This window comes from Hirschia sp., from assembly GCF_058892565.1.
On the sequence record NZ_JBZXVU010000012.1, the window covers coordinates 97141 to 112042 of the forward strand.

13 protein-coding genes and 1 tRNA gene are annotated in these 14902 nt (G+C 46.0%); 11 read left to right on the forward strand and 3 right to left on the reverse strand.

From position 1 onward, the window contains the following. Window positions 1–44: 44 nt before the first annotated feature. The 8 genes from AC5EF3_RS05280 to AC5EF3_RS05315 all read left to right on the forward strand — a co-directional run bounded on the left by AC5EF3_RS05280 (window position 45) and on the right by AC5EF3_RS05315 (window position 9711). On the forward strand, window positions 45–1088 hold the full coding sequence (locus AC5EF3_RS05280; protein ID WP_493547285.1) for a cupin-like domain-containing protein: 1044 nt from the start codon (window positions 45–47) through the stop codon (window positions 1086–1088). 107 nt (window positions 1089–1195) lie between these two features. Continuing rightward, window positions 1196–1282, forward strand: a tRNA-Leu gene (locus AC5EF3_RS05285). Window positions 1283–1369: 87 nt separating this feature from the next. Next, a complete protein-coding gene (locus AC5EF3_RS05290; protein WP_493547286.1) occupies window positions 1370–1843 on the forward strand; it encodes a hypothetical protein in 474 nt (157 codons plus the stop codon). After that, window positions 1840–2520 carry an HTTM domain-containing protein gene (locus AC5EF3_RS05295; RefSeq protein WP_493547287.1) on the forward strand — a complete coding sequence of 227 codons (681 nt, stop codon included), beginning with the start codon at window positions 1840–1842 and terminating at the stop codon, window positions 2518–2520. Before AC5EF3_RS05290 ends, AC5EF3_RS05295 begins: the two co-directional genes overlap by 4 nt. 115 nt (window positions 2521–2635) lie before the next feature. Then, on the forward strand, window positions 2636–3700 hold the full coding sequence (locus AC5EF3_RS05300; protein WP_493547288.1) for an efflux RND transporter periplasmic adaptor subunit: 1065 nt from the start codon (window positions 2636–2638) through the stop codon (window positions 3698–3700). 10 nt (window positions 3701–3710) lie between these two features. After that, complete coding sequence (locus tag AC5EF3_RS05305; RefSeq protein ID WP_493547289.1) at window positions 3711–6815, forward strand: efflux RND transporter permease subunit; 3105 nt, start codon at window positions 3711–3713, stop codon at window positions 6813–6815. Then, window positions 6812–8197 carry an efflux transporter outer membrane subunit gene (locus AC5EF3_RS05310; protein ID WP_493547290.1) on the forward strand — a complete coding sequence of 462 codons (1386 nt, stop codon included), beginning with the start codon at window positions 6812–6814 and terminating at the stop codon, window positions 8195–8197. Before AC5EF3_RS05305 ends, AC5EF3_RS05310 begins: the two co-directional genes overlap by 4 nt. 122 nt (window positions 8198–8319) lie before the next feature. Continuing rightward, window positions 8320–9711 carry a M28 family metallopeptidase gene (locus AC5EF3_RS05315; RefSeq protein WP_493547291.1) on the forward strand — a complete coding sequence of 464 codons (1392 nt, stop codon included), beginning with the start codon at window positions 8320–8322 and terminating at the stop codon, window positions 9709–9711. A 144-nt stretch (window positions 9712–9855) separates the two neighbouring features. Here AC5EF3_RS05315 and ald read toward each other — a convergent pair whose 3' ends face one another. The 3 genes from ald to AC5EF3_RS05330 all read right to left on the reverse strand — a co-directional run bounded on the left by ald (window position 9856) and on the right by AC5EF3_RS05330 (window position 12843). Next, complete coding sequence (ald, locus tag AC5EF3_RS05320; protein WP_015826486.1) at window positions 9856–10971, reverse strand: alanine dehydrogenase; 1116 nt, start codon at window positions 10969–10971, stop codon at window positions 9856–9858. 265 nt (window positions 10972–11236) lie between these two features. Then, entirely contained in the window at window positions 11237–11893 is a 657-nt protein-coding gene (locus AC5EF3_RS05325; protein WP_015826487.1) for a TorF family putative porin, read from the reverse strand. Window positions 11894–12204: 311 nt separating this feature from the next. Beyond that, window positions 12205–12843, reverse strand: a complete 639-nt coding sequence (locus tag AC5EF3_RS05330; protein WP_493547292.1) for a nitroreductase family protein — start codon at window positions 12841–12843, stop codon at window positions 12205–12207. Window positions 12844–12998: 155 nt separating this feature from the next. Here AC5EF3_RS05330 and AC5EF3_RS05335 point away from each other — a divergent pair, with 155 nt between their 5' ends. The 3 genes from AC5EF3_RS05335 to AC5EF3_RS05345 all read left to right on the forward strand — a co-directional run bounded on the left by AC5EF3_RS05335 (window position 12999) and on the right by AC5EF3_RS05345 (window position 14892). Continuing rightward, window positions 12999–13640: an NUDIX domain-containing protein gene (locus AC5EF3_RS05335; protein WP_493547293.1), complete on the forward strand. Its 642-nt coding sequence runs from the start codon at window positions 12999–13001 to the stop codon at window positions 13638–13640. Window positions 13641–13690: 50 nt separating this feature from the next. Beyond that, entirely contained in the window at window positions 13691–14530 is an 840-nt protein-coding gene (gene cysE, locus AC5EF3_RS05340) for a serine O-acetyltransferase (protein WP_493547294.1), read from the forward strand. Between the two features lie 158 nt (window positions 14531–14688). Beyond that, window positions 14689–14892 carry a DUF3126 family protein gene (locus AC5EF3_RS05345; protein WP_015826491.1) on the forward strand — a complete coding sequence of 68 codons (204 nt, stop codon included), beginning with the start codon at window positions 14689–14691 and terminating at the stop codon, window positions 14890–14892. The last annotated feature ends 10 nt before the right edge of the window (window positions 14893–14902 follow it).

The window sequence follows — 14902 nt, forward strand, 5'->3', positions numbered from 1 at the left end:
ATCGTGTAGGTAGAGTAAGCTGAATTTTAAGAATAGGTGTTGAAGTGGCGCGTTTACCTCAAACAGCAAAAATACAGTCTAAACCCAAGCTTGATAAAGCCGTCAGGCAGCAGATCGCAGAATATTTGTTAGCAGGGTATGCGCCTGACCAGATCGTGCAAACATTAATCGGGCAGGGCTTTGGTCAATCTATCGCGAGATCTGAAGTCAATAAAGCGGCGACCAGTCCATATCTGAATGCTGGAAAGCGCTATGTTGAACGTGCCAAAAAACGAAGCTGGTTTCTGGATATCCAAGCAAAATTATGGCGTACCCAACCCCATTCTAAAGAGATATTGTCGCTTGAGGCAGATCAGCTGACACCTCAGGCATTTTTTGCAAATTATTATGCGACTAACACCCCTTTATTGATCAAGAATATGGTTTCCCATTGGCCAGCCATGCAGCGCTGGAGTTTGGATTATTTTGAAGAAAAACTGGGTGATGCGAAAATTGAAGTGCAATTTGATCGTGACACCAATGCGCGCTATGAAATTGATAGTGTTTCACATAAAAAAGTGATGCATTTTCGAGAATATATTGCCTTGCTTCGCAAAGGCGAAGAGACAAACAATTATTATCTTACTGCAAATAATGGCAACACGAATGCCAAAGCATTAGCGCCTTTGTGGGATGATATCATTCAGCTGGATGACTATCTGCAACCGGAAAAAACGCCTGGCTATTTATGGATAGGCCCAAAGGGAACTTTGACGCCATTTCATCATGATTTGACCAATAATTTCCTTCTTCAAATTTCTGGTCGCAAACAAGTTGTGCTTGCGCCGGGGTTTGAAGTGGACCGTATGCGTAATTCTCAGCATTGTTTTTCAGATTGGAGCGTCGATATTGAAGGCGCAGCAAATGCAGAGGCCGGACGACGCCCCGGAATGGTGGAATGTATTCTGGAGCCGGGAGACGTATTATTCTTGCCAGTTGGTTGGTGGCATTATGTCAAAGGGCTGGATATGACATTTGGGATGTCCTTCACGAATTTTGTGGTCGATAACGACTTTTACAGCAATTATTCCACTTATCATGCGGTGTGATGGGTGTGTGAAACCTTTGTTCTTGGCGTAAAATGCATTTTTCTGCTTTTTCATGACACAAATGCCTTGCATTTCTTATGCGTGTCTGGGTAACAATGCGCCTTGATGCGGGCGTGGCGGAATTGGTAGACGCGCCAGACTTAAAATCTGTTGGCCGTAAGGCCGTGCCGGTTCGATTCCGGCCGTCCGTACCATTCATATCCCTTTGATTGATCAATTTCTTATACGTTTCGGCGGTAGGGCTTGATTTGTTGGGGGATTTGTATGGAAATTGAGCATGGTTGATTCTTGCCTTTTTGATTGCTGATGTGATGCTAAACACGCTCAAATTGGTCTTGCCTGTTATTATTCCATCTTGGCGTTTTTTTGATGCGATCGCGCCGTCGCCGCGTATTGAATACGCGTTATTGACAGATGGTGATGAAGCGCCAATTGCATGGGTGGAATTGCGGCCGAGACCTAAGACAATCTCTTTTTTGACCATGCTAAGACGGATTCTGTGGAATCCGGTTTGGAATGAAACTCTGTTTCTGTTGAGTTGTTCTGAACGGCTAATTGCGAACCCGACCCTGCATAGTGAAGATGAAATCTTTGATCGAGTCTTTGCTGATATTGCGCTTATTGATTGTTTGGAAAACAGAAAATGCTTTGTGCAATTTCGCTTGATGTCTGTTCATAGAGAATTGAGCGAGCTTGTGCGTGAAGAGACATTTCGTTCTGCAATTCGTCCATTGGATAAAGGCGGAGCGGCATGAGTTTGGAGCTGGCGCTAAGGTGGACCGAAATTTTGCTGGGGTTTGCGTTTGTCCAGCAGAGCCTTGAGCATTTAAAGAGCCATCAAAATGATAGGATATTGTTTGGGCTAAGGCTTATTTTTAGCGTCATACTAATGGTTGGCCTACAGAGCCAATGGGTTTTGTTGGCGCTTGTTGTAATATCAATGCTGATGTTGCAGCGTTTTCAGGGGCCATATAATGGCGGCAGCGACCGGATGGGAATGCTTATCCTGTTTTGTCTGACACTTGCGCATTTTATGCCGACCTTGCAGCTGAAAGAACTGGCTTTTGGTTATCTGGGAATACAGCTTGTTCTGTCTTATTTTATGGCGGGATGGGTGAAGGTGGTCAATCCAGAATGGCGGCGTGGGCAGGCGCTACAGGATGTGTTTGCTTTCTCTGCCTATCCAGTGAGTTTGAGTCTGCGGGGATGGGCGCAGCGGCCTCAAATTTTGTTTTATATGTCTTGGGCAGTGATGTTGTTTGAGCTAGTATTCCCTTTAACTTTATTGACTCAGTATAGCCTTTATATGGGGCTGGGCATTGCGGCGGCATTTCATTTTTCTAATGCTTGTTTGTTTGGGCTTAATCGCTTCTTCTGGGGGTGGATTGCGGCTTATCCTTCCATTATCTGGTTTCAAGAACGTTTTTTCTAAACTGGGCTGTCCTTTGGTAAGCGTTTCTTTGTTTTCGTAATTGTGTTTCAAATTCAAGTTAGTGTGATCGTACAAATCATTTTCGCAACGGTCTAATGAATGCATAGGTGAATATATGAGACTTCTTCTACCGCTTTGGGTTGGCCTTGTGCTGGCGGCATGTGTGTCAGGATGTTCGGACAAGAATGAGCCTGTTGCAAAAAAGATTGTGAGACCTGCGAAATTGGAAGTGGTTGAATCTTCTTCTGATCAGAGAGAGTTTTCATTTCCTGCGATTGTTGAAGCCACTCAAACAGCGCAGCTAACCTTTCAAATTGGCGGTCAGATAAGTGAACTTAAGGTTTTAGAAAGTCAGGAAGTGGAGAGGGGTGAAATTATTGCGCGCCTTGATCAGAGGGATGTGCGCAATAATCTATCTCAAGCCAAAGCGCAGTATGAAAATGCCGAAGCGGAATTTGCGCGGGCTGAACGTTTATTTGATCAAGATGCTATCTCCAAAAGTATTTTGGATTCGCGTCGTACCCAGAGAGATGTCGCGAAAGCAGCGTTAGATACAGCAGAAAAAGCTTTGAGTGATACTGTGATGAAAGCCCCATTTAGTGGGCATATTTCTAAAGTTTGGGGAGAGCAGTATCAAAACGTTCAGGCAAAAGAGCCAATCGTTTCTATTCAGAGCGAAGCTGTAGAAGTTGTTTTTAATCTGCCGAGCACAATTATGGCGCGTCGCCCGCAATTGGAAATCCTCGATACCTATGTGATTCTGGATGCTCAACCCGAGGTGAAGATACCGGCGGTTTTTAAAGAGGCATCTGGTCAAGTTGATGCATCATCTCAGACTTATGAAGTGCGAGCGACTTTTATCGCGCCTGATAATCTGGTGACTTTGCCGGGTATGACGGCAACTATTTTTTCTAGCATTAGCGTCAATGGCGCATCGGATGTGGTGGGCAAAGGGATTGCTGTTCCATTATCATCTATTTTGGCTGAGGGAGATGCCAGATATGTCTGGGTTGTCGATGCAGAAACCAACACGATTTCAAAGCGAAAAGTAGAACTTGCTTCCGAAGCGGGTGTGTATATCGCCGTGACGGATGGATTGGAAGGCGGAGAAACAATCATCACGGCAGGCGTATCTTTCTTTCATGAAGGCATGACCGTGCGTGAATGGAAACCGGAATAGGACAAGCATTATGAACAGCGCAGTCCTATCGATTAAAAATCCACTTATATGCTCCATTTTCATGCTGATTGCTTTAATAGGCGGATGGCTGGCATTTGAAAATATGGCACGTTTTGAAGATCCTGAATTTACCATCAGGGTTGCTAAAGTGATCACGCAATATCCCGGGGCTAGTCCTCAGGAAGTGTTGGATGAAGTCACTGAGCCGCTTGAATCTGCTTTGCAGCAATTGGCAGAAGTGGAGACTGTTGAATCGCGCTCGTCTGCTGGATTGTCAGATATTTCTGTTGAAATTCGTTTTAAGGATTCGGCCAGCAAAGAAGATTTGAATTTAATCTGGACCAAGGTTCGGAACAAGATTTCGGATGCTCAAAATAGCCTGCCACCGGGCGCGCAACCTACGCAAGTTAATGATGATTTTGGTGATGTTTATGGTGTCTATTACCTTCTGACGGGAGAAGGGTATACGCCTGCAGAATTGGTCTCTTATGCCAAGACATTGCGTAAAGAATTGCTGCGGGTGGACGGCGTAGCGAAAGTTGCCGTCACAGGCGAGCAAGAAGAAGTTATATATGTTGAGGTTTCGCGTGCACGAGCGGCGGCCTTGGGTGTTTCTTTGAATGCTGTTTACGCAACGCTTTCGCAGCAGAATACGGTGTCTTCTTCTGGAGATATAGTGTTGGGGTCGGAACGGGTGGTTTTGCGCCTGAGTGGAGAAATCAATTCTGTTGAAGCCATTGAGAATGTCATCGTCAATAATAGCGGCAATGGCTCAATTACCAATTTAGGGGCAGTGGCGAATGTCGTGCGGGGATATAAAGAACCGACTGGTTTATATATTCGGCATGACGGGCAGCCCGCTTTAGCGATTGGTATTTCAAATGTTTCTGGGGCTAATGTTGTTAAGCTCGGGCAAGCCATTGATGCGCGCCTTGCGGAAATAGAAAATCTGCGCCCCGTTGGGATGGAGCTTCATGAGTTTTATCACCAAGGAAAAGTGGTCGATGAGGCGATTGTCAATTTTGCATGGAATGTGGTGGCAGCGCTGGTCATTGTGTTCATGACGCTTCTAATTTTTATGGGATATCGTTCGGGCCTTGTCATGGGAATGACGGTGTTGATCACTATGGCGGCAACACTGTTGATTATGTGGATTGCAGGCATTCCAATGCACCGCATTTCACTGGGCGCTTTGGTGATTTCGCTGGGTATGCTGGTCGATAATGGTGTGGTGATCACAGATGGAATACTGGTTGGCATCCATGAAGGGCGCAAAAAACTAGATATCGCCAAAGACGTTGCGCAAAAGAATATGAAACCACTTTTAGGCGGGACATTGGTGGGGATTATCGCCTTTGCGCCAATTGGATTTTCTCCCGGTGAAGTGGGCGAATATACGGGCGACCTTTTCTGGGTGGTTATGATTGCGTTGGGATTGAGTTGGGTTTTTGCATTCACCTTCACACCCTTGCTTTGTTTCTGGATGTTCCCTGAAGGGCAGCCTAAAGCAGCGCAAGATTCTCAGAATGAAGAAGAGCATGGCTTTTATAAAATTTATAAGAAGCTGATCAATGCAGTTCTTCAGGCAAAACGCCTAGTTATAATTGTTACGATTGGTGTTTTTTGCCTGTCGGTTTGGGGCTTTCAGTTTGTAAAAGATGGTTTCTTTCCATCGTCAACATCGCCGCAGATCGTTGTGGATTATTATTTACCCGAAGGCACAGATATTGAGCGAACCAACCAAGATATGAAGCGGATGGAAGATTTTGTGCGCGGCTTGGAAGGCGTGGAGCAAGTTCAGACAATCGTTGGCGGAGGCACGCTGCGCTATATGTTGGTCTATCAGCCAGCTGAAGCAAATGGGTCTGTGGGGCAGCTGTTAATTCAAACTTCAAAATACGAATTAAATGACGGATTGATCGCGCAAATTCAAAATTTTGCAGTTCAGAATTTTCCCGATGGACAGACAAAAGCATGGAAATTCCTGCTTGGTCCGGGAGGCGGCTCTAAAATTGAAGCTCAGTTTACGGGTCCCGAAGCGCGTGTTTTGAGGCGTCTTGCCAATGAGGCCAAAGAAGTTATGGCAAATGATCCTGACGCAATCATGGTGAAAGATGATTGGCGACGTCAATTACCGATTATTGAGCCAATCTATTCGCAAACAAAGGGTGAGCGCGCAGGTATTACCCGTTTGGATATCACACAGGCATTAGAGGAGAATTTCTCTGGTCGTGAACGCGGCATTCTTCGTGAAGGCGATGATTTGATAAAGATTATTTCGCGCGCGCCAGAAGCTGAACGCATTGGGCCTTGGAGCATTGCATCCCTGCAAGTGTTGGGGGCGAACTCTCAGCAATCCGTGCCATTGGCACAGGTGCTCGAAAATATGAGGCTCACATGGAGAGATGCTAATTTGCTGAGGATTGATCGCGCACTTACAATTACAGCACAGACCGATCCAGGTCTTGGTGTATTGACTGCGGATTTGTTTGAAAGATTGCGGCCGCAGATTGAAGCAATCGAATTGCCTGAAGGGTATCATCTAGAGTGGAAAGGTGAATATGGGGATTCTTCGGATGCTCAAGGAAAGCTAGCCAGCACATTGCCGCTAGGATTGCTGGCAATGGTGTTGGTCGTGGTCTTTTTGTTCAATTCAGTGCGCCAACCTCTGATTATCTGGTTTGCTGTACCTTTGGCGATAGTGGGGGTTGTTGTCGGTCTTGTTATCACCCAGACTCCGCTTGAGTTTATGGGTATTCTTGGCTTGCTCTCATTATCGGGATTATTGATCCAAAACTCGCTGGTTCTCGTTGATAGTATTGATAGCAATATAGCGGACGGAATGCCTCGATATGAGGCTTTGTTAAATTCGTCGGCAAGTCGTTTGCGGCCTGTGACGATGGGGGCATTTACGACCGTTTTGGGTGTGCTACCGCTTTATTTTGATGCTTTTTTTAGGTCCATGACTGTTGTTCTGGTATTTGGTTTAACTTTCGCAACGTTGATTACATTGTTGGTAACGCCATCGTTATATGCGTTGATGTTTGGAATTCACAAAAATGAAGTTAGTAAGCCTATAGAAACTTCATTGCCTGAACAGGATGCGACAGCATGAAACATAACGCACTATCTGCACCGCTAATGCTTGTGCTCTCGACTTTGACTTTGAGCGGTTGTGCGTCAATGACATCGGCAGAAGACGTGAGCATGGCGACTCGTACAAGTATACCCCAATTAGATGATAACTGGGCGGGTGTTGCTGCGCGTGTGGGTGAAGTGGAGATGGGGTGGCTTGAAAAGCTCAATGATCCAACTTTAACCGCGCTTGTTGATGAGGCAATTGCAAACAATAAGAATTTAGAAGCGGCAGCTGCAGGTGTTGAAAGATCATGGGCTTTAGCTGGGCAAGCTGGTGCTGGTTTATCTCCAATGGTCAATATTGGTGCGAGCGGCGGTGGCGGCGGTGCTCTGGATGGTGCATCGGCGGCAGCTTTAGGGACAGAATTGACTGCGGCTTGGGAAGTTGATCTTTGGGGACGAATTCAAGCAGGCGTGAACGCCGCTACTCTCGGGGCGCAAGCAACCCAAGCTGATTACACTTATGCTCAATATTCTTTAGCAGCGGCTGTCGCGCAGGCTTATTTTTTGACGATCGAAGCAGGTCTTCAAGCTGATGTGACTGAAAAATCGCTTAAAGCTTTGACTGAGACGACACGAATTGTCGATGTACAATATGAAGCGGGGCTAGCGTCTTCTCAAGATTTGGCCCTCGCGAAATCAGATTTAGCGAGCACGCAGGCATCTTTGATTGCGGCGCAAGGTGCTCAACGAAGCGCGATGAGAGCGCTTGAAGTGGTATTAGGGCGCTATCCTGCTGCTGATTTGGATATAATTAAAGGGCTGCCGTCAGTGCCTGAATTGCCGCCTGCTGGAACGCCATCTGATTTGCTGGAGCGGCGCCCAGATATCATCGCAGCAGAACGAAATGTTGCGGCGAGTTTTGAGAGCTTGCATATGGCGAAAGTTGCTAATCTTCCATCCATTAGTTTGATAGGAAGTGTGGATGGCGCATCTTCTGATTTGGCTGATATTTTAAATCCTGCCAATGTCGCTTGGCAGGCTGTGACGAGTATCGCTGCACCGCTTATTGATGGTGGACGCAATGAAGCTGAAATTCTTCAGGCTAGTGCTGAACAAAAACAAGCAATAGCTGTGTATGGGCAAACTGCCCTAGATGCATTTAGCGAAGTGGAAGAAGCGCTTGATCAGAATGTTGTGTTGAAACGCAGAGTGGCAGCTTTAAGAGAGTCTGCTGATAAGGCTGAAGAAGCGCTTCGCATTGCTAACCTTCGCTATAATGAAGGCGAAACATCTTTGATTGATGTGCTAACCATTCAGCAACGTGTTTTCCAAGCTGATGCTAATCTAGTGAATGTGCAGCAATTGCGTTTGTCGCAATGGGTGAAGTTGAATTTGGCACTGGGTGGAAGCTGGTAGTTTTCTAAGTTTTGTGCATGTTTTGGTTCTGATTAAGTGCCTTTAGGCAAAAAACTTTTGCATTAGGCTTTATTCATTGAAATTTCTCTGCAAGTTTACCCTTGAAAATGAGGGAGGCAATCATGCGGCTATTACCGGTTTTATTTATGGGAGTTCTGCTTCCAATTCATGCGTTTGCAGCGCCGGAAACAAACCAAGAGAAAAGCACTATTCCTGCGGCTGAATATGGTGTGACACATGATATGGTGGCCGCAACGTCTGCTGAACGGATCGAGCATGACATTCGCAAACTTGCCGGATTTGGGACGCGTCACACGCTTTCTGACACTAAGAGCGACACGCGTGGTATTGGTGCGGCGCGGCGTTGGATAGAAGAAGAGTTCAAGACAATTTCCAAAGGCTGTAAGCATAAGCTGGAAGTTGTCACTGTTTCAGACATTGTGCGTCCTGATTTTCGCATCCCAGAAGATACTGAAATTGTGAATGTTATTGCTATACAGCGCGGGGCAATTGATCCTGACCGCGTGGTTATAATGTCGGGAGATATTGATAGCCGCATATCTGATGTGATGAATTTCACTGATGATAGCCCAGGCGCAAATGACAATGCTTCGGGAATGGCTGGAACGATGGAAGCGGCCCGTGTGATGTGTCAGCATGAATTTGCTGGAACTGTCGTTTATGCAGGACTTTCAGGGGAAGAGCAGGGATTATTTGGCGGCAAGATATTGGCTGAATATGCCATCGAAAATGGTTGGAAAGTCAAAGCGATTTTGAATAATGACATGATCGGCAATATTGAAGGTGTCGACGGGGTTATTGATAATTCAACTGCACGGGTTTTTTCTGAAGGCACATTGGTCGATGAGACTGCTGAGGAAGCAAGATACCGACGCTTTCGCGGCGGCGAGGTAGATTCGGCATCTCGAAATTTGGCGCGTTATGTCGATAAAATGGCTGATCTTTTCATTCCGAATTTGGATGTGATGATGATTTATCGCCTCGACCGGTTTGGTCGCGGGGGACATCACCGTCCGTTCAACGACTTCAGAATTCCTGGTGTGCGGATAATGGAAACACATGAAAACTATAACCGCCAACATCAGGATTTACGTGTCGAAGACGGCATTGAATATGGGGATGTGGTTGAGGGCGTAGATTTTGATTATGCAGCGAAATTGACTAGTCTCAATATTGCATCCCTTGCGAATTTGGCGGCTGCACCGCCTTTCCCAAGCAATGTTAAGGTGGAAGGCGCAGTTCAGCCAGATACGACATTAAGCTGGGATCAAGCCATTGGTGAGGAAGCTGCGAATTTGGCGGGGTATAAAGTGTATTGGCGGTTAACGGATCAATCTCAATGGCAATGGTCCAAATTTGTCGGCAATGTGGATAATTATACTTTAAAGGGCGTTGTGATTGATAATTATCTTTTTGGTGTGGCGTCTGTTTCGAAAGATGGTGCTGAAAGTGCTGTCGTTTTTCCTGGTTATGCGGGAAGCTTTGGTGAATAATTACCTTGAATTTTAAGGGTTTTTGCCTCGATAGAGATATAAAAAAGGCGATAGATCGGTAGTGATCTATCGCCTTTTTCTTTGTTGAACATCGAAATCACAGAAGGGCATTTCTATTCGACGTTTCGGAGGGGAAAGTGTTTCTTAGTTGAGCCAGTCTGGCTTCTTGTATGGAAGGTTTAGGTCGTTTGCGACTGTTTCATATGTAATGAAATTGTCTGCTACATTGAGCCCTTCTGCTAAGTGAGTGTCGTCATTTAGGGCTTGTTTTGTGCCTTTATTGGCGAGTGCGAGTGTGAATGGTAACGTCATATTGTTGAGTGCGTATGTAGATGTGCGTGGCACTGCGCCGGGCATGTTGGCAACACAATAATGCAATATGCCATCTTCAACAAAAATCGGGTTTTGGTGTGTTGTTGGGCGAGATGTTTCAAAACATCCGCCTTGGTCTATCGCGATATCAATCAAGACAGCACCGGGCTTCATGGTTTTTAGCATTGCTTTGGTCACCAGTTTAGGTGCAGACGCGCCCGGAATTAGAACAGCGCCGATGACGACATCAGCTTCTGCCACTGCTTTTTCTATATATGACGGCAGTGAGTATGCTGTTTTTAGCGCGCCAGCGAATTGAACATCTAATTCTGCAAGGCGCGGCATATAACGGTCAAAAACAGTTACGTCGGCCCGCATTCCAATGGCCATTTCAGCTGCGTGAGTCCCTGATACACCGCCGCCGAGAATAATGACTTTGGCAGGACGTACGCCGGGTACGCCGCCCATAAGTGTGCCGCGTCCACCATGTTCGCTGCGCTGAAGTGCGGTTGCGGCAGCTTGTGTTGCCATCCGGCCAGCCACTTGTGACATTGGCATAAGGAGAGGGAGGCGGCCTTGTTTGTCTGTAACGGTTTCATAGGCGATGCATGTTGCACCGGATTTCATCAAAGCTTCCGCTTGGGGTTTGTCAGCAGCAAGATGAAGATATGTGAAAAGTGTTTGGTGGGGTTTTAGACGCGCACATTCGACGGCTTGAGGCTCTTTAACCTTGACGATTAGTTCAGCCTGTTCAAACACAGCTTCTGCTGTTGGGATGATGCGAGCACCGACAGCTAAATAGTCATCATCTGAGGCTTCAATACCGACACCAGCATTGGTTTCGACAATCACGTCATGACCGTGTCGAACCAGTTCAGCAGCCGCTTCGGGTGTTAAACCAACGCGATATTCTTCGACTTTGATTTCTTTTGGAACGCCGACGATCATATTGTTCTCCCATTGATGTGTTTTCCCGCAATATATACTAATAAAAGCTGATATTCCAACTATTTGTTTTGCTTGTTGATGTTAATGGGCAAGAATTTACCAATTATTTAGTGTTGAAGGGCTGATTTGACTAGAATAACAGGGATTGATGATCCAAATGACGTGAATAGAAGGGCATTTTTGATACAAAAAAAGACGCTGCCGCAATTGGCAACGTCTTTCTTGTTTCCCCCCGAAGAAATGCTCTTCGGTTCAGTCAGTCCCCTTAGAGAGAACGACCGATTGTGAATACGATGTTGTCTTCGGCACCATCTGCATCGTTGTCATACCAACGAAGGTCTAGGTCGAAGCCAGAAACAGAGTATGTTCCACCGATGTTGTAGTTTGTGTACTCGTCAAAACCGTCAAGGTATGAACCAACACCAACGCTAGCACCAAATGAGTCAGAGAATGCAACACCTAGGTCAGCATTCGCATAGAGTGTTTCATTGTCTGGGTCGTATGAAAGCATACCTGAAATATCAGCTACACCCATGCTTTTTGATAGACCAGCATATACTTCGTAGAAGTCTAGGTCGCCATCGTCACTGTCTGGGTATGCGTAGTAGATTGCTCCAACATCAAAACCAAAACCTTCACCGAATTCGCCGCCGTAACCAGCATAGAAGTCAACTTCAAGGTTTGAATCAGTGTCGTCTAGGAAATCAATAGTAGATGCCCATGTACCTGCGTAGAAACCAGCATCAGTTGCTAGGTCAAACCCACCTTGAAGAGCAAGATCTTGGTTTGACTGAGACACACCGCGCCAGTGATAGTCTGTTGTCAAAGCAACGTTACCAGAAAGTTCTACTTCAGCTGTGGCTGTAGCTGTAGTGGCGATGGCAGCAAGAGCGATAACGCTGGCTGAAAAAAGGTTGCGCATGATCGGACTATCCCTTCAGATATGCGGTCTTTGTGTATAGCAAAGACATTCGAAATTATTTGCCCTGAACATGAAATGCTCAAGGTACGAACGGGGTAACTACGCGAAAGGCGTTGTTGAACTGACACAAACAACAACGCAGGCTTTACGCCATCACAGAGAGTTTAAGACAGAGAAAATATGCTGCTTTGCTCAGTTTTGAGGCGTCAAAATGACTGCTATGCTCGCATTTTGTACGCATTTCAGGATGATTACGCCTCAAATTGCGTTATAGATCAAAAGTTAATACACGAGGATTCTATCCACATGGATTAATTAACTGTCCAATAAGTAATTTTTGATTCTAAATCAGGTCTTGGACGCTCTGGCGGCTGCTGTATTGCCGTGCCAAGATATATATAGCCTGCGATTTTTTCATCTGCCGACATGTTCAAGACTTTGTTGAAGGCTTCAGAAAATGCGCACCATTCTGTTAACCAAGCTCCAGCCCAGTTAGCAGCATTTGCTGCCAATAGCAGGTTCATGCATAGGGCACCGGCTGATAATTCCTGTTCCCAAACCGGCGTTTTATGATTCACGTCCGGACTGGAGATGACGGCGACGCAAATAGGTGTTCTTAGAAATCGCTCTTTTTCCATTGTCAGGTCGGCGTCACTGATATCAGGACATTCATCTTGCTTTATGCGTGCTAGCTCTTCTCCCAATTGCACACGGGCATCGCCCTCAATGATAATAAAGCGCCAAGGTTCAAGTTTGCGGTGGTCGGGTACGCGAGATGCAATTTTAAGGAGTGCTTTGACGTCCTGAAGAGATGGGCCGGGACTAGACAGGCATTTTATTGGTGTCGAACGACGCTGTGCTAAAAAAGATAATGCGTCTTCGCTAGGTATAGTCGCTGGCAGCTTTTCATTTGGGGTGGGGGTGTCGGGGATAGAAACGGGCTTGGACATAAAGAAATCCTAAAATAAAAATCACAACCGTCCTTAGTATTGGACAAGCGCATAGTGTCTTTATAGGTAGTACATAACAGCGCTAGAACAAGCCTATAGATTATGTGTGCTGTGACGATCAATCTGCGTTTTCTTTGTCTACAAAAAGCAATTTTATGTCTTCTAAATTATCAAAATTGACCAAACGACCATTCAATCCGAGTTCAGATGCGGGATGGCGGATTAATTCTTCACAGACAAAATATGACACGCCTTGGATACGTGTTGCTGAATATGAAGCGGTCGCACCGACTGGTGTTCCTGCAACATATGGTGTGGTTGTGTTCAAGAATTTGGCGGTAGGGGTTTTGCCTTTGGATGCTGACGGAATGACGTATCTGGTTGGCCAATACCGATTTTCAGTGGGGCAATATTCTTGGGAGCTTCCAGAAGGGGGATGTCCGGTAGATGAAGACCCCATTCTTTCAGCTAAGCGAGAATTGTCTGAAGAAGTACAATTGAAAGCGAATAATTGGTTGCCTTTGTTCTCTAATGTCCATTTGTCTAATTCTGTCAGTGATGAAAGAGCGTTTGCCTATATTGCATGGGGGCTGTCAAAGTGTAACGAACATGCCGCAGATGATGTTGAGCAATTGAAAATATGGAAGATGCCAGTCGGACAAGCCGTTCAAATGGTTGTGAATGGTGAAATTTCTGATGGCTTCTCCCTTGCGATCTTGCTCAAGGCTGATCATCTATGGAGAGCAGGCAAACTTCCGGTGGAAGTCGCTAAAGCATTTGAAGCAGGCCAAGTATAGGCTAAGGAATCCCTACAACACTTATGTGTTGGTATCTTAAGGAGAGAGAGATGGCCAAAGTGGCGGGCAATAGCGTGGGATTAAATTCCAGCGTGTCTCTTAAAGGCAAAGAAGTACCTGTTTGGCAGAGATTGCGGTATGAAGCTGAAGAAGCTGCGCGCCGTGAACCAGCCTTGGCCGGTTTTTTTAATGCTGCTGTTTTGAGCCATGAAAGCTTGGCGCAGGCATTGTGCTATCAATTAGCACAAAAAGCGGGTGGCCCAGATATGAATGCGCTTCAGATCCGCGAAGTGTGTAAGCAGGCTTTTATTGAAGATAAGAGTATTTTGAGATGCGTTGAGCGCGACTTGCAGGCTGTTAGTGATCGTGATCCGGCTTGTCGAACACTCTTGCAGCCATTTTTGTTTTTCAAAGGTTTTCTTGGTCTGCAAACGCATCGTGTAGCGCATTGGCTTTGGCATCAAGACCGTGATGTATTGGCGTTTTTCATGCAGTCCCGTACGAGTGAATTATATGGCGTAGATATTCACCCAGCGGCTAAAATGGGCTGTGGGATCATGATGGACCATGCTACTGGTGTTGTGATTGGTGAGACGGCTGTGGTTGGGGATGATTGTTCCTTTATGCACGGCGTTAATCTGGGCGGAACCGGCAAAGAATTTACAGACCGTCATCCCAAAGTGGGTAAAGGTGTGTTGATCGGTGCGGATGCCAAGATATTGGGAAATATCAAAATTGGTGACTATGCGCGCATTGGGGCGTCGTCCGTTGTGTTGGAAGATGTGCAGTGCGGATGTACCGTTGCGGGTGTACCGGCGAAGGTTATTGCATGCATTGATTGTGAAGAGCCTGCCAAAGCGATGGACCATTTGATTGCACCCAAGGAATAGGGCTATCAGGCTTGGTGTTTCGAATAAGTTTGTGAATATCTGTCAAAACGTCAGAAACATGCCTTGTTGAACTAGGCATGAGGGGCTTGGCGCATTAGGGTGCGGCCCTGTTTTCGTGTGGTTGAGAGCTGCACACCATTTTTAAAAGGGAGAAGGACATGAGTCCGGAAGAATCCAAAAAAGTAGAAGCGTATCTTCAAAAAACGCTGAACCCGGCGATCAATCTAAAAGCGCGTCCTAAAACTCCTGATTCAGTTGAAGCCTATCTTGGTGATGAGTTTATCGCGGTTATTTATAAAGACGAAGATGAAGGCGAGATTGCTTATCAGTTGAACATGACAATCTTGCCGGAAGACGTTTAAACGTCTGATT

Excerpts from the sequence above, each read along its gene's own strand:
- AC5EF3_RS05330 (WP_493547292.1), bottom strand. The coding sequence starts at position 12,843 with ATGTCCAAGCCCGTTTCTATCCCCGACACCCCCACCCCAAATGAAAAG.
- AC5EF3_RS05300 (WP_493547288.1), top strand. The coding sequence starts at position 2,636 with ATGAGACTTCTTCTACCGCTTTGGGTTGGCCTTGTGCTGGCGGCATGT.
- AC5EF3_RS05295 (WP_493547287.1), top strand. The coding sequence starts at position 1,840 with ATGAGTTTGGAGCTGGCGCTAAGGTGGACCGAAATTTTGCTGGGGTTT.
- cysE (WP_493547294.1), top strand. The coding sequence starts at position 13,691 with ATGGCCAAAGTGGCGGGCAATAGCGTGGGATTAAATTCCAGCGTGTCT.
- AC5EF3_RS05335 (WP_493547293.1), top strand. The coding sequence starts at position 12,999 with ATGTCTTCTAAATTATCAAAATTGACCAAACGACCATTCAATCCGAGT.
- AC5EF3_RS05305 (WP_493547289.1), top strand. The coding sequence starts at position 3,711 with ATGAACAGCGCAGTCCTATCGATTAAAAATCCACTTATATGCTCCATT.
- AC5EF3_RS05315 (WP_493547291.1), top strand. The coding sequence starts at position 8,320 with ATGCGGCTATTACCGGTTTTATTTATGGGAGTTCTGCTTCCAATTCAT.
- AC5EF3_RS05310 (WP_493547290.1), top strand. The coding sequence starts at position 6,812 with ATGAAACATAACGCACTATCTGCACCGCTAATGCTTGTGCTCTCGACT.
- AC5EF3_RS05325 (WP_015826487.1), bottom strand. The coding sequence starts at position 11,893 with ATGCGCAACCTTTTTTCAGCCAGCGTTATCGCTCTTGCTGCCATCGCC.
- AC5EF3_RS05345 (WP_015826491.1), top strand. The coding sequence starts at position 14,689 with ATGAGTCCGGAAGAATCCAAAAAAGTAGAAGCGTATCTTCAAAAAACG.
- ald (WP_015826486.1), bottom strand. The coding sequence starts at position 10,971 with ATGATCGTCGGCGTTCCAAAAGAAATCAAAGTCGAAGAATATCGCGTT.